Here is a 16104-nt window from a genome sequence, read left to right as displayed (position 1 = left end):
CGGCGCCGCTTTTTCCTAGGCTTCCTCGCCCTGCTTTTCCATGGTTTCTATGGTGCCGCGCAGCAAGTGCAGCAGCACCAGGCCGGGCAAGGCGATCACCACGGTCAGCAGGAAAAAGCCCGGCCAGCCCAGGTGCTCGACCAGCGGCGGCGTAAGCGGGCCGGCCAGATAGGTGCGGCCCACGGCCGACAGCGCCGACAACAGGGCGAACTGGGTCGCGGAGAACCGCTGGCGGCACAGCGCCATCAGCAGCCCCACGAAAGAAGCCGTGCCCAGGCCGCCGCAGAGGTTCTCGATCCCCACGCCCGTGGCCATCAGCCAGATGCTCTTCGGACTGACGGCAATCAGCCAGTACGCCATGTTCGACACCGCCTGGAGCAGGCCGAAGGCCATCAGCGAACGGTACAGGCCCCAGCGCGACATGAGCGATCCGCCGGCCAGCGCGCCGATGATGGTCGCGGCCAGCCCCAGCACTTTGTTCACGGTCCCCACTTCGGTGGGGGAGAATCCCGCGCCGCGGATCAGGAAGGTGGTCGACAAGGCGCCGGCGAAAGCGTCGCCCAGCTTGTACAGCACGATCAGCAGCAGGACGGCCAGCGCCCCCCGGCGCGTAAAGAACTCGCGCAGCGGCTCGCCCACGGCCGCCCGCAGGTTGCGCGGCGCGCTGGCGACGTGCTCGGGTTCCGGGGCCCACAGCGTGGCCAGGGCGCACAGCAGCATCAGGCCGCCCATCAGCACGTAGGTATTGCCCCAGCCGATCCACTGGTCCGCGAGGATCAGCGCCAGCCCGCCCGACACGATCATGGCCAGCCGGTATCCCATGACCTTGATGGCGGCGCCCGCGCCCCGCTCCTCTTTGCGCAACACGTCTGTGCAGTAGGCGTCGAAAGCGATGTCCTGGGTGGCGGACAGGAAGGCCACCAGCACGGCCAGCAGGGCCAGCGGCTGCAGCGCGGACGACGGCGACAGCACGCCCATCGCCATGATGGCGGCGGCCAGCAGCAATTGGGTCAGCAGCATCCAGCCGCGCCGCCGGCCCAGCAGCGGCGGCACGTACCGGTCCACGAAGGGGGCCCACAGGAACTTGAGGGTGTATGCCGTTCCGACCAGGGTCAGGAAACCGATCTGCTGCAGCGGCACGCCTTCCACGGTGGCCCAGGCCTGCAAGGTGCCGCTGGTCAGGGCCAGAGGCAATCCGCTGGCAAAGCCCAGGACCAGCAGGGGAGCCACGCGGGGGCTGGTGTAGACGTTGGATGCTGCGGTAATGACGGTCTCCTGTAACGCTGCGGCGCGGCGCTACAGGCGGGCGCCGCGGGCTTGCGGCATTTTAGGGCCTGTTCGCCCGCGCCGCCGGGAGGATGCGTGTCGGAATGTCAGGGCGACGCGAAACGGTACACCGCCAGGGTGCTGCGCCAGCTCGGGAACCGCTTCACTTCGCGCCCCTCGTTGAAGGTGGCGCGCTCAAGAATGTCCAGGCGCAGTTCGCCGGCCAGCTGTTCGAAGTCGCGCAGCGTGCACAGGTGGATGTTCGGCGTGTTGTACCACTGGTACGGCATCTGTCCGGTCACCGGCATGCGGCCGCGCAGGATGGACCAGCCGTGAGGCCAGTAGCCGAAGTTGGGGAACGACACCACGCCGAAGCGCGCCACGCGCGCCATTTCGCGCAGGATGTGCTCGGTGCGGTGCATGGACTGCAGGGTCTGCGACAGCACCACCGTGTCGAATTGTTTGTCGTCGAACAGGGCGAGGCCGTCCTCGAGGTTCTGCTGGATGACTTCGACGCCGCGCCGCACGCAGGCGATCACGCAGGTGTCGTCCAGTTCCACGCCCGCGCCGCGTACCTGGCGGTGGTCGCGCAGGTGCGCCAGCAGCGCCCCGTCGCCACAGCCCAGGTCCAGCACGCGGCTGCCGGGCTCGATCCAGCTTGCGATGCGCGCCAGGTCGGGCCGCAGGACGCTGTGCGCATGGCGGGGAGTCACGGGAGTCATTCGGAGCGTCCTTCGGTCTGGGCCGCGGCGCCGAGGCCCAGCTCGCGCGCGATGCGTTCGTAGTAGCCGCGAACCACGGCGTGGTAGCGGGCGTCTTCGAGCAGGAAGGCGTCGTGGCCGTGCGGGGCGTCGATCTCGGCGTAGGTGACGGGGCTGGCGTTCTTCAGCAGCGCCCGCACGATCTCGCGGGAACGCTCGGGCGGAAAGCGCCAATCGGTCGAAAACGACACCAGCAGGAAGTCGGCCTGGGCCGGCGCCAGCGCCCGGGCCAGGTCGCCGCCGGTGTTGCGGGCCGGATCGAAATAGTCCAGCGCGCGGGTGATCAGCAGATAGGTGTTGGCGTCGAAATAGCGGGTGAATTTCTCGCCCTGGTAGCGCAGGTAGGACTCCACTTCGAATTCGACGTCGTAGCCGTAGCGGTAGGCGCCGTTCTCGGCGGGCGCGCGTTGCGCGCGGCCGAATTTCTCGGCCATGTCGTCGTCGGACAGGTAGGTGATGTGCCCGATCATGCGCGCCACCGACAGGCCGCGGCGCGGCACGGCATCCTGCGCGTAATAGTCGCCGCCGTGGAAATCCGGGTCGGTGATGATGGCGCGGCGCGCCACCTCGTTGAAGCCGATGTTCTGCGCCGAGAGCCGCGGCGTGCTGGCGATCACCACGCAATGGGCCACGCGTTCGGGCAAGGTGATGGCCCAGCTCAGCGCCTGCATGCCGCCCAGGGATCCGCCCATCACGGCGGCGAAGCGTTCGATGCCGAAATGGTCGGCGACCCGGGCCTGCGCGCGCACCCAGTCTTCCACGGTGAGCACCGGGAAGGCGGCTCCCCAGGGCTTGCCGGTTTCCGGGTTGATGCTGGCCGGGCCGGTAGAACCGAAGCAGGAGCCCAGGTTGTTGACCCCGATCACGAAGAAGATGTCGGTGTCCACCGGCTTGCCGGGGCCGACCATGTTGTCCCACCAGCCCACGTCGGAGGGGTTGTCCGCCGCCCGCCCGGCCACGTGGTGCGAGGCGTTCAGCGCATGGCAGATGAGGACGGCGTTGCTGCGCTCCGCATTGAGCGTGCCGTAGGTTTCCACGGCGAGCTCGTAGGCGGCCAGCGACTGGCCGCTGGACAGCGGCAGCGGCTCATCGAATCGGATGAAGGTGGGAGCGACGAGACCGACGGAGCCGGGATCAGCGGCAGCGGAAGTCGTGATGGTTGCGGGAACGAACCCGCTGGCCGAATCACCGGCCAAATTCTGGGCAGGAGTGGTCATACGGACCTCTTTAGCTGGATTTATTGGAAGGCGCCCGCAAGCGGATCAGGCAAATCGGCGCCGAAAATTTGGGTACTGCGGCAGGAATTCTAGCACTGCTTGCGCGGGGCGCCGTGGCGGGACCCGCCCCGCCCTGCCCGCGCGGCCTCGCCCCGACGGATCATGCGCCCGTCACCCAGGGCTCCTGGCCCAGGTACTCGTAGCGTTCGGTGTTCACGCGCGAAATCCGCCATTCGACGGGCTGCCGCTTGTACGAAAACGCGACGCGGCGGATCTCCAGCAAGGGGCTGCCTTCGGCCACGCCCAGCGCCCGCGCCTGCACGCGTTCGGCCAGGCAGGTCCGCAGCCGCTCGTCGGTCGCGATCACGTTCACCCCGAAAACGTCCTGGTACAAGGCGTACAGGGTGCTCGCGCGTTCCCGCAGGAGCGCCTCCGTCATGCCCGGAAAGCACGATTCCGGCAGGCACAGCTCGTCCACCATGACGACGTCGCCGTTGAGCGACAACACATTGGTGAACTCGAACACCATCGCGCCCGCGGGCAGGTCCAGCTTTTCGCGCGCCACGGCCGATGCCCGCTGCCGCCGAAAGCGCAGCAACTCGGTGGTGGGGTAGGACTTGTTCCCGTCCTGCCGCACGATGCGGAAGAACTTGAAGAAATGGTGGTTGCGCGTATGCACCGCCACATAGGTGCCGCGGCCCTGGTGGCGCACCAGGATGTTTTCCGCGGCCAGTTCGTCGATCGCCTTGCGCAGCGTGCCGATGGATACGCCGAAGCGTTCCGCCAGGAGCTTTTCGGGCGGGATCGCCTCGCCCTGCTTCCACTCGCCTTGCGCCAGCGCGGCCAGCACGGCCTGCTTGACCTGCGCGTACAGGGGACTGCCAAGAGGCACAGTCGATGACAGGCTAGTGTTCATGGGTGCATCGCAAAAATCGGGAGCCCACAGTGTAGCGGCGGGGACGGAACCTGCTCAAGTCATACAATTCATATATATGATTTAGTTGACATGCATGAAATCGGGTCCTAAGATTTCCTGGCCGTAGCGATCCGCGCCCGCCCCGTCCGGCCGGCGCCCAAGCCCAAGAGAGGAAGACAAATGATTCACGCCGTATTGCACGATGCGAAGGACACGGTGGCGGTCGCCGTGGTGGAAGGCGTCACCGCCGGAACGGAACTGAACGCCTGGATCATGGATGAAGACAAGATCATCCACGTGCGCGCGACGCAGGACATTCCGATCGGCCACAAGGTGGCGATGAAAGACATGGCTGTCGGCGACACGGTCTTCAAGTACGGCGTCGATATCGGCCGCGTGGTGGAGCCCATCCAGGCCGGCCAGCACGCCCATGTGCACAACATCAAGACCAAGCGCTGGTAAGCCCCCCCTCCCGCACAGGAACCCACCATGTCCGTCATCAACGCCTCGACCACCTTCCAGGGCTACCGCCGCGACAATGGCCGCGTCGGCGTCCGCAACCACGTCATCGTCCTGCCCGTGGACGACATTTCCAACGCCGCGGCCGAAGCCGTGGCCAACAACATCAAGGGCACCCTCGCCCTGCCCCACCCCTACGGGCGGCTGCAGTTCGGCGAGGACCTGGAACTGCACTTCCGCACGCTCATCGGCACCGGCTGCAATCCCAACGTCGCGGCCGTGGTGGTGATCGGCATCGAGGAGGGCTGGACCAAGCGCGTCGTGGACGGGATCGCCGCCACCGGCAAGCCCGTCATGGGATTCAGCATCGAACTGCATGGCGATCACGACACCATCATGCGCGCATCGCGCTGCGCCAAGGAATTCGTGCACTACGCCACCGCGCTCGGGCGCGCCGAATGCCCCATCGCCGATCTGTGGGTCTCCACCAAATGCGGCGAGTCCGACACCACCTCGGGCTGCGGCGCCAACCCCACCGTCGGCAATGCCTTCGACAAGCTCTACGCGCTGGGCTCCACGCTGGTGTTCGGCGAAACCTCGGAACTGACCGGCGGCGAGCACATCGTGGCCGAGCGCTGCGCCAACGATGCCGTGCGCGAACGCTTCATGTTCATGTTCAACCGCTACCAGGACATGATCGACCGCTGGAAAACGAGCGACCTGTCCGAATCCCAGCCCACCAAGGGCAATATCGCGGGCGGCCTGACCACCATCGAGGAAAAGGCGCTGGGCAATATCCAGAAGATCGGCAAGCAATGCCGCGTGGACGGCGTGCTCGACAAGGCCGAGATTCCCGACGGTCCCGGCCTGTGGTTCATGGATTCGTCTTCCGCGGCGGCCGAAATGGTGACCCTGTGCGCGGCCTCGGGCTACGCGGTGCACTTCTTCCCGACGGGCCAGGGCAACGTGATCGGCAACCCCATCCTGCCCGTCATCAAGATCTGCGCCAACCCGCGCACGGTGCGCACCATGTCCGAACACATCGACGTGGACACCAGCGGCTTGCTGCAGCGCGAAATCGACCTGGGCCAGGCGGGCGACAAGCTGCTGGAATGCATGCTGGCCACCGCCAATGGCCGCTGGACCGCGGCCGAGGCGCTGGGCCATCGCGAGTTCGTCCTGACGCGGATCTTCGAAAGCGCCTGACCAGGCGTGCATCCCCCAGGCGCGTCCGCAGGAAGGATGGCGGACGCGCCGTCCCGCACGCGGCATCAACCCGCACTCCCCGCAGCACCATCGCAACAACACCAGCAGACCCGGGCGATTTCCGCCACGGCGGCACAGGCGGTTGCATTCCTACCCGGGCGCCACCCAAGGAGGAAGACAGATGAGTAGCGAACACGATCTCACCCCCGACGCCGCGCAACGCCGGCGCCTGCTTGGCGCCCTCGGCGCCGCGGGGCTCTGCGCCCTGGCGCCCTGGGAGCGGGCGCTGGCGCAGAAAAACGCCTGGCCGGAACGGCCGATCAACTATGTGGTTCCCTTTCCTCCCGGCGGGCTCACCGACGTGGCCGCGCGCCAGGTGGGCAAGGCCCTGGGCGACGCCGAGCGCTGGAACGTGGTCGTGGAGAACAAGCCCGGCGGCAGCGCGAACATCGGCGCGGCCCACGTCGCCCATGCCGCGCCCGACGGCTACTCGTGGCTGGCGATCACGCTCACGCACGCGGCCAACGTCACGCTCTTCGCCGGCAAGGCCGGCTACGACCTGACCCGCGACCTGACGCCCCTGGCGGGCCTGGCCTCGTCCCCCATCATGGTGGTGGTGAACGCCAAGAGCGACATCAAGAGCATGGCCGACCTGGCGAAGGCCGCCCGCGCGAAATCGCTGTCGGCCGGCTCCAGCGGCAACGGCACGCCGCCGCACCTGACCCTGGCGCTTTATCAGAAACTCACCGGCCTGCCCATGATGCACATCCCGTACAAGGGCGGCGCGCCGTCCCTCACGGACCTGATCGGCGGCCACCTGGACGTGGTGTTCTCCAACTATCCCGAATCGCTGTCCCATGTGAAGAACGGCACGCTGCGCGCGCTCGCCATCACCACCCATGAACGCAGCGCGGAACTGCCCGACGTGCCCACGGTGAAAGAGGCCGGCCTGCCCGACCTGATCGTGGAGAACTTCACCGGCGTGCTGGCGCCGGCGGGCACGCCTGCCGAACTGGTCAAGCGCATCGGCGGCGCCATCGTCACCCAGATCTCGCAGCCGGCGATGAAGCAGGCCCTGCTGCAACTGGGATTCATACCGCAGCCGCGTGGGCCGGAGGAGTTCGGCAAATACCTGAAATCGGAGGTCGACCGCTGGGCAAAAATCATCCGTGACGCCAACATCCAGGTCGCTTGAGTCGGGAAAAGACAATGCGCATAGTCATTTCGGAATTCATGGATATGCCCGCGGTCGAAGCGCTACGCCAGCGGTTCGATGTGCGCTACGCCCCGGAACTGGTGGACCAGCGCGACGCGCTGCTCCAGGCCGTCGGCGATGCCGACGGCCTCATCGTCCGCAACCGCAGCAAGGTGGACGCCGCCCTGCTCGGGGCGGCGCCACGGCTGCGGGCCGTGGGCCGCCTGGGCGTGGGGCTGGACAACATCGACCTGGACGGCTGCGCCGCGCGTGGCATCGCGGTGGTGCCGGCCACCGGCGCCAATGCGCGCGCCGTCGCCGAATACGTGATCGGGACGACGCTGGCGCTGTTGCGCGGCGCCTACTTTTCATCGGCCGCGGTCGCGGCGGGGGAATGGCCGCGCACCGCGCTGTCGCAGGGCCTGGAAGCGCAGGGGCGGACGCTCGGCATCGTGGGCTTTGGCGGCATCGGCCGGCTGACCGCGCGGCTGGCGCGCGGATTGGACATGCGGGTGATCGGCTGCGACGCGGCGCTGCCGCCCGGCAACCCCGTCTGGAAGGAGGCCGGCGTCGCCGCCATGCCGCTGGACGAATTGCTGGCGCAGGCCGACGCCGTCACGCTGCACCTGCCGCTCACGCCGGACACCCGGCATCTGCTGGACGCGGGCCGCATCGCGCGCTTGCGGCGTGGCGCCGTGCTGATCAACACCTCGCGCGGAGGCATCGTGGACGAAGCCGCGCTGGCCCGGGCGCTGCGCGCCGGCCTGCTGCGGGGCGCGGCGCTGGACGTGTTCGGCGAAGAGCCCCTGCCCGCCGGCAGCCCCCTGGCCGGAGCGCCGAACCTGATCCTCACGCCGCACATCGCCGGACTGACGCAGGAAGCCAACACCCGGGTTTCCGACATGGTGGCCGCCGGTGTGACAATAGCCCTTACCGGCGGCGCCGCGGCTGCGGCGGACACCGCTCCCTGACAGGAAGGACATGGCTCACATCTATCTGGACGAACTCCAACACCTCGCGGCGGCAGGGCTGGCGGCCGCTGGCGCCAACCCTGCGATGGCGGACAGCACCGCCCGCGCGCTGGTCCATGCCGAAAGCCAGGGCCTGGGCTCCCACGGCCTGTCGCGCGTCCCGTTCTACGCCGGCCACCTGCGCGCGGGCCGCGCCATCGGTTCGGCCGTGCCGCGCATCGTGCACGAGCGGGGCGGGGCGGCGCTGATCGACGCCGGCTCGGGCTTGGCGTTCCCCGCATGCGCGCTGGCCGCGGAGCAGGCGGAGCTACGGGCCCGCGAACACGGCGTGGCCTTCATCGGCGTCACCAACAGCCACCATTTCGGCGCTGCGGCCTATCATCTGGAAGCCTTGGCGGACGCCGGCCTGGTGGCGCTGGCGCTGAGCAATTCGCCGGCAGCCATGCCTGCCTGGGGCGGCAAGCGCCCCTTGTTCGGCACCAATCCCATCGCCGCGGTCTTCCCGCGCCGCGGCGGCGGGCGGCTCGTGATCGACCTGTCGCTATCGCAGGTCGCGCGCGGCAAGCTCATGATCGCCGCCCGCGACAACCAGCCCATCCCCCTGGGCTGGGCGCTGGACGCCGAAGGCCAGCCCACCACCGATCCCAAGGCCGGCCTGGCGGGCAGCATGCTGCCCGCCGGCGGCGTAAAGGGCGCGATGCTGGCGCTCATCGTCGAGCTGCTGGTCTGCGCGCTGACCGGCGCGCATTTTGGATTCGAAACGGAATCGTTCTTCGTGGACGACGGCGGCCCGGCGCGGCTGGGCCAGGCCTTCCTCGCCATCGATCCAGGCGCGCTGGCCGGCAACAACGCCTATCTGGACCGGGTCGAGACGCTGGTCGAGGCCATGCTGGAGGACGAAGGGGTGCGCCTGCCCGGCGACCGCCGCCGCAAACTGCGCGACGCGGCCCTCAAGCACGGGGTGGATCTGCCGGACGCGCTGATGGCCCAGCTCAGGGAAATGGCCGGGGCGGGCTGAACGGGAAAGGCCGCGGCATTGCGCGCGGGGTATCGGGTTCCCGCGCCGCATCCCGCGCGCCGCCTCTCATGCCGTCCGCGACAGCCACAGCATCACCGGCGCCAGCAGCAGGAACGCAACGGTCGACACCAGCACCGCGCCGGCGGCCGTGTCGCCTAGGGGTGTGTAGCGCTTCACGTACATATAGCTGACCACCGCGCAAGGCATGGCCATCTGCAGGCTCAGCGCGCCCGCCAGCACCGGTTCCAGGTCCAGCGCCCACACCACCGCCAGGCCAGCGGCCAATCCGACCGCCAGCCGGACGACGGCGACCTTGGCGCCATCGCGCAGGCCGTTGGACGGTATCAGCGCCAGCGCATGGCCCAGGCTCAGCAGCATCAGCGGCACCGTCACCGCGCCCAGCATGCGGGACGTCTCGACCACCCATTCGGGCACGGGCACGTGCAGCATCCGCATCGCCACCGCCACCACCGAAGCCAGCAGGATCGGGCTTTTCCAGCTGCCCTTGGTGTTCACCCCCGGCAGCAGCCGGACGGCGATGGTGTGCATCACGAAGGAGTTCACGGCAAAGAACGCCACCGCCACCGACAGGCCCGCGTCGCCGAACGCCATCTGCGAAATCGGCAGGCCCAGGTTGCCGGCGTTGGGCAGGAAGGCCGTGGGCAGCAGGGTGCGCACCGGCAGCTTCCAAGCCTTCAGCCACAGCGCGCATCCCGCCGCGCACAGCAACAGCGCGAGCAGGGTCGCGACGGCCACGTCCGCCAGCGCGCGATCGTCAAGGTGGGTCGTGACGAAGGTGTGGAACACCAGCGCGGGCGTGGTCACCGACGTGACCAGCGTGGTGACGAAGGCGCCGCCGAACGGCAAATCGCGCTTGGCCCAGAACACCCCCACCCCCACGCAGGACAGCAGAGGCAGCATCAGCACGATGGCCGAAAAATAGAACTGCGCGATGGCAGGCATACGACTATTCCGTCAAAGATAGGCGAACTGATGCGTCAAGGCATGGTTGCTTGCCGGCCCGGCGGCGCGCACCGCAGCATGGGACGCCCCGACAACTGCAAAGCTCCCAGCCCCAGCCGCCATGTCCGCCGCCACGCCCAACAACGCGCCCCTGTCGGCGCGCCAAGCCGCCTGCCTGAGATGGGCCGCGCTGGGCAAGACCAGCTGGGAAACCGCCCGCATCCTGGGCGTCAGCGAAAGCACGGTGAACTTCCACTTGCGCAACGCCTGCGCCCGGCTCGGCGTGCGGGGCCGGCGCGCCGCGGTGGTCGAGGCCCTGCAACGCGGGCTGCTCGAACCCCTCACGGCTTGACGACGACCGAGCGCAGGAATTCGCGCGCCCGTTCGGCCGGCAGGCTTTCCTGCGTGCCCGCCGCCACGGCCTCGATCAGCATCGTGTCGGTCACCCAGACCTTGGCCTGCAGCCATCCCGGCTTGCCCACGGCCTTGCCGTGCACTTCGATCACTTCGCCATAGGCGGGCCATTCCATAGGCGGCAAGGCCTGCATGTTGGTGTAGAGCGAACGCATCAGCGCCATGCCCAGCGCGCGCCGGGCCACCGGGTCCGCCGCGATGTCCGGCGGCAGGGGCGCCGACCCCACGGCGAAGACCGCCTCGCCCACGCTGGCGCTGGCCAGGGTGAAGCGCAGGGTATGGGAATCCAGCTTCAAATCCCGGGTGTCGGTCATGACCCGGTCGGGGAAGGCCGCGCGCACGTGCCCGTCGGCCACGTCCACTTCACGCCAGTTGTAACTGGGCGAGCAGGCGGCCGCCAGCAGGACCAGCCCCACGGCAGCGCCGGCTTTCTTGAACATGAAACGAAACAGCGATGAAATCGTCATTACCGAGGACCCGATGGTCTATTCATTTCGAGGAAGCCAGAAATTGTCGCCGATTTCCATGACCCCCGCGCCCGACGGCACGCCATTGGCCAATTATGTCTGGCAGGCCGCCCCCAATGTGACCCCGCCCATCGCCGGGCCGGGCACTCCCAGTATCTACCTCTTGCACGGGCTGAGCGAACATGCAGGACGCTACGACCGTCTGGCGCGCTGGCTGACCGCCCGCGGCTGGATCGTCGGCGCCCATGACCATCGGGGCCATGGCCATTCGGGCGGGCGGCCCGCAACCCTGAAACGGCAGGACGACCTGGTGGCCGACGCGGTCGACCGGATCCAGGCCTGGACACAAGTCCAGGGGCGCCCGCCCATCGTGCTGGCGCACAGCCTGGGCGCCCTGGTCGCCGTGCGGATGGCCCAGCGGGGCCTGGCCGACATCGACGCGCTGGTACTCAGTTCGCCGCCGTTCGTGGTCAATGTGCCCCTGTGGGTCCGCCGCACCTTGACCTGGATGTCGCTGCACGCGCCCGACTTGCGGGTGCCGCACGGCCTGGCCCCGGCCCGGATCTCCCACGACCGGGCCGTGGTGCAGGCCTACCGTTCCGATCCCCTGGTGCGCCGCCGCATGACGGGCCGCCTGGCCCGCTTCGTGGACGAAGAAGGCCGGGCAGCCCTGCAGGAAGCCCCGGCGCTGCCCTGCCGCACCCTGCTGATGGTGGCCGGGGACGACTCGATCGTGGCCGCCGAAGGGAGCCGGCAGTTCGCCCAGCGCGCGCCGGCCGAACTGCTGACGCTGCGCTGGTACGACACCGCCTGGCACGAGATTTTCAACGAAACCGCGCCCATCGCCGATCCGGTCTATGCCGACCTGGACGAATGGCTGGCGCGTACCGCGCAGGCATTGTCCCTGTCCCCAGTATTGACTCCCTCGGCACAGGAGGCTGGCACCCCGTAAAATCCGCGGACAGACCCAAACGAGAAGAATCCGTGACCGATACCGCCGCCAACCGACTCTCCCGCCTAGAGGCCAACCGCTCGCTGCTGACCCAGACCCTCCGGGGCATCGAGAAGGAAGGCCTGCGCGTGGACGAGCAAGGCCTGCTGGCCCGCACCCCGCATCCCGCCGGACTGGGCTCCGCGCTGACCAACGAGCACGTCACCACCGACTATTCCGAATCGCTGCTCGAACTCATCACTGGCACGCATACGGACGTCGACGCGCTGCTGGCCGAGCTGACGAACACCCACCGCCACGTCTACGGCGTGCTGGACCATGAACTGATCTGGAACCAGTCCATGCCCGCCACGCTGCCGCCCGAGGCCGACATTCCCATCGCCTGGTACGGCAAGTCCAATACGGGCATGCTCAAGCACGTATACCGGCGCGGCCTGGCCGTGCGCTACGGCAAGACGATGCAATGCATCGCCGGCGTGCACTACAACTTCTCGCTGGCCGAAGACCTGTGGTCCGTGCTCGATACGCAGCCCGGCACCGTCCAGGACCGCCGCTCGCGCGGCTACATCGGCCTGATCCGCAACTTCACCCGCTATTCCTGGCTGCTGATGTACCTGTTCGGCGCCGCCCCGGCGCTGTCCAGCGACTTCCTGCGCGGGCGCGAGCATCCGCTGCGCAAGCTGGACGACAGCACGCTGTACCTGCCCTATGCCACCAGCCTGCGCATGAGCGACCTGGGCTACCAGAACAAGGCGCAGTCGCAGCTCAAGCTCTGCTACAACGACCTGGACACGTTCCTGGGCCGCCTGTACGACGCCGTGACGCAGCCCTGGCCCGACTACCAGAAGATCGGCACCCACCGCGATGGCGAATGGATCCAGCTCAACACCAACGTGCTGCAGATCGAAAACGAGTACTACTCGAGCATCCGGCCCAAGCGCGCCACCGGCCGGTGCGAGCGTCCCATCACCGCCCTGGCCGAGCGCGGCGTGCAATACGTGGAAGTCCGCTGCCTGGACATCGACCCGAATTCGCCCGTCGGCATCGAGGCGGCCACCAGCCGCTTCGTCGATGCCTTCCTGCTGTTCTGCGCCGCATCCGACAGCCCCTTCTTCCCCGCCAACGGCTACTGTCAGCGCAGCGCCGACAACTTCTCGACCGTCGTGAAGGAAGGCCGCAAGCCCGGCCTGACGCTCGATCGCGAAGGCCAATCCATCGGCCTGGCCCAATGGGGCCATGAATTGCTGGACCAGATCGCGCCCTATGCCGCCCTGTTCGACTCCGCCCTGGGCGGCAGCGCCTACGCCGAGGCGCTGGCGGCGCAGCGCGCCAAGCTGGACCACCCGGACGCCACGCCCTCCGCCCGCCTGCTGGCCTCCCTGACCGAAAGCGGCCTGTCCTTCCACGACTATTCGCTGGACCTCAGCCGCAAGCATGCGGACACGCTGCGTTCGCAGGCCTTGCCGGCGGACCTGGCCTCGGCCTACGAGCAGGCCGCCGCGCAGTCCGTGGCGGAACAGCAGCGCCTGGAGCAATCGGATACGGAGGATTTCGATACCTACGTCGCCCGCTACCACGCGGCGCTGAAGGCGCCCCGCGGATAAGGCGCGTCGATTAAGGCGTATCGTTAGGGTTTTGGTCCGCGCCCCCTCCGGGGCGGCGCGGAGCGCTTTGTCACCTCAGGAGGTTTTCCCCATGCGCCGCACAGCAACATTCCTGTTGGCCTTGGCCACCAGCGTGGCGGGGATCGTTCATGCCGCACCGCCCATGCAGACCGTGGAATCGGTGGACCTGAAACGCTACGCCGGCATGTGGTACGAGATCGCGAATTTCCCCATGTTCTACCAACGCGACTGCGTGGGAGACACGACCGCCGAATACACCCTGCATTCCGACGGCACCGTGGGCGTCAATAATCGCTGCCGCACCAAGGACGGCGATATCGATTCCGCCTCGGGCACCGCCACGGTCCTGGAGGGCAGCAACAATGCCAAGCTCGAAGTCTCGTTCTTCAAGCCGTTCAAGGGCGACTACTGGGTGATCGGCCTGGACCCGGACTACCGCTGGGCGGTCGTAGGGACGCCCGACCGGAAATACCTGTGGATCCTGTCCCGCTCGCCGCAATTGCCGAAGGAAGAACTCGACAAGGCGCTCGCGGCGGCGAAGGCGCAGGGCTACCAGCTGGACGAACTGCGGTATACACCGCAAAAGTAGCCCCCACGCCGCGCGCACTGCGTGCGCTCGCTGCCCCCCGAGGGGTATCAGGCCGCGTAGTCCCGCGCCAGGCGCACCACCGTCACGCCCGGCTTGAGCTGGCGCAGCGAGGGCATGACCAGCGTGCAGCGGTCGTAGGGCGTGGCGATGGGCTTGCCATCCGCCCAGCCGAGGACGGTTCCGGCCCGCTCCAGCGTCTCCAGCCCCGTCCAGGGCTCCGAGAAGCGCAGATCCATGGACGGCGCCACCACGGCATCCGTTACTTCCAGCACGCGTTGCTCCGCGGGGTCGGGGAGCAGCCATCCGGACGGCAGGTCCGCCGCGTCGGCCACCCCGGACTCGACCAGCATGCGCGCCACCATATCGCGCGCGACGCCGCGCGATGCCGGATCGCCATGGAACCCGCATTCGATCAGCAAGGCGCAGGCGTCCTCGCGCGCGGGGTCGCCGAACTGGGCGAAATCGCGCATGCGCACGCCGTCCTTGTGGCCCGCGTCCACGATCACGTGCTGCGGCGCCTTCAAGCGCCGCGCCAGCGCGATGTTGCGCGGCAAAACCCCGGTCAGCAGCAGCGGCTCGCCCGGTTCGTGCATGGAATGCAGGTCCAAGAGCCAATCCGCGCGCTCGACCCACGGCCGCAGTTCAAGCGCGCGGCGGCGGTCGGCCGTGGCCGGATCGTCCAGGCGCTCGGCGCTCCAGACGCGATTCATATCCTCCTGCACGAAGCGCGAGGCGTCGTGGCTGGAGGGGTCGAAACGGTCGAACGCCTCCAGGTTGCAGAAAGCCAGCGTCAGGCTGCCGCGGCGCGGCCGCAGGCCTGCCGCCAGCAGGTCCTTCAGGGCCCAGGCGCCGCACAGCTCATTGCCATGCACCAGCGCGGACACCATCAGGGCCCGCCCCGGCACTCCCGAATCGAAATGCCATACGCCCGGGGTGCCGGTATTGCCGGCGCGCTCGGCGCCCAGGTCGGGAGTGGAAAGCTTGAATTCCATGAAACGTCTTCCGCTGATTTGCTGCGCCGCGTGCCGTGCCGCGCTTACTGGGCTTCGATCTTGGCGGCCTTGACCAGGGCGCCGTATTTCTTGGTTTCTTCGGCCTGGTAGGCCACCGGATCCAGGCCGGGCTGCGCCAGCTGGCCGCCGGCTTCCTGCATCTTCGCGCGGAACTGTTCCGACTTCAGCGTTTCCGCCAGCGCGGTGCGCAACTTGGCCGCGACCGGCTCGGGCAGGCCCGCCGGGCCGTACAGCGCGAACCAGACGCTGATGTCGACCGACTCGAATCCCGGCGTCTCGGCCAGGGCCGGCAGATCCGGCGCCACCGGCGAACGCTTCTTCTCGGTCACGCCCAGCGCGACGATCTTGTCGGCGCGGACCTGGGGCAGTCCCGAGGACAGCACCAGCATGCCGTAGTCGAGCTGGCCGCTCATCAGGTCGGTCACCAGCGGCGCCACGCCACGGTACGGCACGTGTTCGGCGCGCGTCGCGGTCGACTGGTTGATCATTTCGCCCGCCAGGTGCAGGGTCGTGCCCACGCCCGAGGAGCCGTAGTTGAAGCTGCCAGGCGCGGCGGCGCGCAGCTTTTGCAGATACTCGGCAGCGGTCTTCACGCCGGAGTTCTTGCTGGCGGCCAGCAGCATGGGCTGCGAGGCGATCACGCCCAGCGCCGAGAAGTCCTTCGCGCTGTCGTACTTGACGGCATTGTTGATCATGCGGGCGATCACCATTTCATTGGTGGAGCCGAGCAGCAGCGTGTAGCCGTCGGGCGCGGCGCGCGCCACGCGCTGCGCGCCGATGGTGCCGCCGGCGCCGCCCACGTTCTCCACCACCACGCTCTGGCCCATGCGCTTGGCCAGCTCTTCGCCGAACAGGCGGGCGGTGAGGTCCACGCTGCCGCCCGCCGGATAGCCCACCACCAGCGAAATGGCGCGGTCGGGGTAGTCGGCGAAGGCGGACGGCGAGGCGGCGAGGGCCGCGGTGGCGCAGAGCGCGGCGAGCGCGCCGCGCAGCGGATGCTGGACGGATTTCATGGCTTTCTCCCTGGGGTGCTGGTCTGGACGGCGTCGCCGTCTCGTTTGAAGTGTCGGGA

General features: G+C 68.4%; 17 protein-coding genes and 1 riboswitch. Of the genes, 9 read left to right on the top strand and 8 right to left on the bottom strand.

Features of this window, described 5'->3' with window-relative positions; all coding sequences use genetic code 11:
• Positions 1-15: 15 nt before the first annotated feature.
• The 4 genes from ACN6PJ_RS13345 to ACN6PJ_RS13330 form a co-directional block, all read right to left on the bottom strand.
• Positions 16-1266, bottom strand: coding sequence for a muropeptide transporter (locus ACN6PJ_RS13345; protein WP_427996509.1), 1251 nt, complete (start codon positions 1264-1266; stop codon positions 16-18).
• A 107-nt stretch (positions 1267-1373) separates the two neighbouring features.
• Positions 1374-1988: a methionine biosynthesis protein MetW gene (gene metW / locus ACN6PJ_RS13340; protein WP_427996349.1), complete on the bottom strand. Its 615-nt coding sequence runs from the start codon at positions 1986-1988 to the stop codon at positions 1374-1376.
• Positions 1985-3244 carry a homoserine O-succinyltransferase MetX gene (metX, locus tag ACN6PJ_RS13335; protein ID WP_427996348.1) on the bottom strand — a complete coding sequence of 420 codons (1260 nt, stop codon included), beginning with the start codon at positions 3242-3244 and terminating at the stop codon, positions 1985-1987. Before metX ends, metW begins: the two co-directional genes overlap by 4 nt.
• A riboswitch (SAM riboswitch) is annotated at positions 3234-3315 on the bottom strand. Its footprint overlaps the gene before it by 11 nt.
• A gap of 89 nt (positions 3316-3404) precedes the next feature.
• Positions 3405-4160, bottom strand: coding sequence for a GntR family transcriptional regulator (locus ACN6PJ_RS13330; protein WP_427996347.1), 756 nt, complete (start codon positions 4158-4160; stop codon positions 3405-3407).
• A gap of 180 nt (positions 4161-4340) precedes the next feature.
• Here ACN6PJ_RS13330 and ACN6PJ_RS13325 point away from each other — a divergent pair, with 180 nt between their 5' ends.
• The 5 genes from ACN6PJ_RS13325 to ACN6PJ_RS13305 all read left to right on the top strand — a co-directional run bounded on the left by ACN6PJ_RS13325 (position 4341) and on the right by ACN6PJ_RS13305 (position 9009).
• Positions 4341-4622 (top strand): UxaA family hydrolase, encoded by a 282-nt coding sequence (locus ACN6PJ_RS13325; RefSeq protein WP_427996346.1) that lies wholly within the window; start codon positions 4341-4343, stop codon positions 4620-4622.
• A 27-nt stretch (positions 4623-4649) separates the two neighbouring features.
• Positions 4650-5825: a UxaA family hydrolase gene (locus ACN6PJ_RS13320; protein ID WP_427996345.1), complete on the top strand. Its 1176-nt coding sequence runs from the start codon at positions 4650-4652 to the stop codon at positions 5823-5825.
• A 181-nt stretch (positions 5826-6006) separates the two neighbouring features.
• Positions 6007-7020 carry a Bug family tripartite tricarboxylate transporter substrate binding protein gene (locus ACN6PJ_RS13315; RefSeq protein ID WP_427996344.1) on the top strand — a complete coding sequence of 338 codons (1014 nt, stop codon included), beginning with the start codon at positions 6007-6009 and terminating at the stop codon, positions 7018-7020.
• 14 nt (positions 7021-7034) lie between these two features.
• Positions 7035-7991 carry a hydroxyacid dehydrogenase gene (locus ACN6PJ_RS13310; RefSeq protein WP_427996343.1) on the top strand — a complete coding sequence of 319 codons (957 nt, stop codon included), beginning with the start codon at positions 7035-7037 and terminating at the stop codon, positions 7989-7991.
• 10 nt (positions 7992-8001) lie between these two features.
• On the top strand, positions 8002-9009 hold the full coding sequence (locus ACN6PJ_RS13305) for an Ldh family oxidoreductase (protein ID WP_427996342.1): 1008 nt from the start codon (positions 8002-8004) through the stop codon (positions 9007-9009).
• A gap of 66 nt (positions 9010-9075) precedes the next feature.
• On the opposite strand, the gene ACN6PJ_RS13300 is transcribed toward ACN6PJ_RS13305, so the two are convergent.
• The gene (locus tag ACN6PJ_RS13300; RefSeq protein WP_427996341.1) at positions 9076-9972 is read right to left on the bottom strand and encodes an AEC family transporter; all 897 of its coding nucleotides are present in this window, start codon (positions 9970-9972) and stop codon (positions 9076-9078) included.
• A gap of 121 nt (positions 9973-10093) precedes the next feature.
• On the opposite strand from ACN6PJ_RS13300, the gene ACN6PJ_RS13295 reads away from it, so the two are divergent.
• Complete coding sequence (locus ACN6PJ_RS13295) at positions 10094-10324, top strand: helix-turn-helix domain-containing protein (protein ID WP_427996340.1); 231 nt, start codon at positions 10094-10096, stop codon at positions 10322-10324.
• Here the strand turns inward: ACN6PJ_RS13295 and ACN6PJ_RS13290 are convergent.
• The gene (locus tag ACN6PJ_RS13290) at positions 10314-10853 is read right to left on the bottom strand and encodes a hypothetical protein (RefSeq protein WP_427996339.1); all 540 of its coding nucleotides are present in this window, start codon (positions 10851-10853) and stop codon (positions 10314-10316) included. The two genes, ACN6PJ_RS13295 and ACN6PJ_RS13290, sit on opposite strands and share 11 nt — an antisense overlap.
• A gap of 43 nt (positions 10854-10896) precedes the next feature.
• Between ACN6PJ_RS13290 and ACN6PJ_RS13285 the strand changes: the two genes are divergently transcribed.
• The 3 genes from ACN6PJ_RS13285 (at position 10897) to ACN6PJ_RS13275 (ending at position 14019) form a co-directional block, all read left to right on the top strand.
• The gene (locus ACN6PJ_RS13285) at positions 10897-11805 is read left to right on the top strand and encodes an alpha/beta hydrolase (RefSeq protein WP_427996508.1); all 909 of its coding nucleotides are present in this window, start codon (positions 10897-10899) and stop codon (positions 11803-11805) included.
• 32 nt (positions 11806-11837) lie between these two features.
• The gene (gene gshA / locus ACN6PJ_RS13280; RefSeq protein WP_427996338.1) at positions 11838-13409 is read left to right on the top strand and encodes a glutamate--cysteine ligase; all 1572 of its coding nucleotides are present in this window, start codon (positions 11838-11840) and stop codon (positions 13407-13409) included.
• A 91-nt stretch (positions 13410-13500) separates the two neighbouring features.
• Positions 13501-14019: a lipocalin family protein gene (locus ACN6PJ_RS13275; RefSeq protein ID WP_427996337.1), complete on the top strand. Its 519-nt coding sequence runs from the start codon at positions 13501-13503 to the stop codon at positions 14017-14019.
• A 47-nt stretch (positions 14020-14066) separates the two neighbouring features.
• On the opposite strand, the gene ACN6PJ_RS13270 is transcribed toward ACN6PJ_RS13275, so the two are convergent.
• The gene (locus tag ACN6PJ_RS13270; RefSeq protein WP_427996336.1) at positions 14067-15011 is read right to left on the bottom strand and encodes a succinylglutamate desuccinylase; all 945 of its coding nucleotides are present in this window, start codon (positions 15009-15011) and stop codon (positions 14067-14069) included.
• Between the two features lie 44 nt (positions 15012-15055).
• Positions 15056-16045: a Bug family tripartite tricarboxylate transporter substrate binding protein gene (locus ACN6PJ_RS13265; protein ID WP_427996335.1), complete on the bottom strand. Its 990-nt coding sequence runs from the start codon at positions 16043-16045 to the stop codon at positions 15056-15058.
• Positions 16046-16104: the final 59 nt, after the last annotated feature.

This window comes from Achromobacter sp., assembly GCF_050285585.1.
GTDB lineage: Bacteria > Pseudomonadota > Gammaproteobacteria > Burkholderiales > Burkholderiaceae_B > Achromobacter.
Note: the sequence above shows the minus strand (reverse complement) of the source record. Positions and strands in the feature narration are given on the sequence as shown.

Excerpts from the sequence above, each read along its gene's own strand:
- ACN6PJ_RS13320 (WP_427996345.1), top strand. The coding sequence starts at position 4,650 with ATGTCCGTCATCAACGCCTCGACCACCTTCCAGGGCTACCGCCGCGAC.
- ACN6PJ_RS13330 (WP_427996347.1), bottom strand. The coding sequence starts at position 4,160 with ATGAACACTAGCCTGTCATCGACTGTGCCTCTTGGCAGTCCCCTGTAC.
- ACN6PJ_RS13325 (WP_427996346.1), top strand. The coding sequence starts at position 4,341 with ATGATTCACGCCGTATTGCACGATGCGAAGGACACGGTGGCGGTCGCC.
- ACN6PJ_RS13270 (WP_427996336.1), bottom strand. The coding sequence starts at position 15,011 with ATGGAATTCAAGCTTTCCACTCCCGACCTGGGCGCCGAGCGCGCCGGC.
- metX (WP_427996348.1), bottom strand. The coding sequence starts at position 3,244 with ATGACCACTCCTGCCCAGAATTTGGCCGGTGATTCGGCCAGCGGGTTC.
- ACN6PJ_RS13300 (WP_427996341.1), bottom strand. The coding sequence starts at position 9,972 with ATGCCTGCCATCGCGCAGTTCTATTTTTCGGCCATCGTGCTGATGCTG.
- ACN6PJ_RS13315 (WP_427996344.1), top strand. The coding sequence starts at position 6,007 with ATGAGTAGCGAACACGATCTCACCCCCGACGCCGCGCAACGCCGGCGC.
- ACN6PJ_RS13265 (WP_427996335.1), bottom strand. The coding sequence starts at position 16,045 with ATGAAATCCGTCCAGCATCCGCTGCGCGGCGCGCTCGCCGCGCTCTGC.
- ACN6PJ_RS13295 (WP_427996340.1), top strand. The coding sequence starts at position 10,094 with ATGTCCGCCGCCACGCCCAACAACGCGCCCCTGTCGGCGCGCCAAGCC.
- ACN6PJ_RS13310 (WP_427996343.1), top strand. The coding sequence starts at position 7,035 with ATGCGCATAGTCATTTCGGAATTCATGGATATGCCCGCGGTCGAAGCG.
- ACN6PJ_RS13290 (WP_427996339.1), bottom strand. The coding sequence starts at position 10,853 with ATGACGATTTCATCGCTGTTTCGTTTCATGTTCAAGAAAGCCGGCGCT.
- ACN6PJ_RS13275 (WP_427996337.1), top strand. The coding sequence starts at position 13,501 with ATGCGCCGCACAGCAACATTCCTGTTGGCCTTGGCCACCAGCGTGGCG.
- metW (WP_427996349.1), bottom strand. The coding sequence starts at position 1,988 with ATGACTCCCGTGACTCCCCGCCATGCGCACAGCGTCCTGCGGCCCGAC.
- ACN6PJ_RS13305 (WP_427996342.1), top strand. The coding sequence starts at position 8,002 with ATGGCTCACATCTATCTGGACGAACTCCAACACCTCGCGGCGGCAGGG.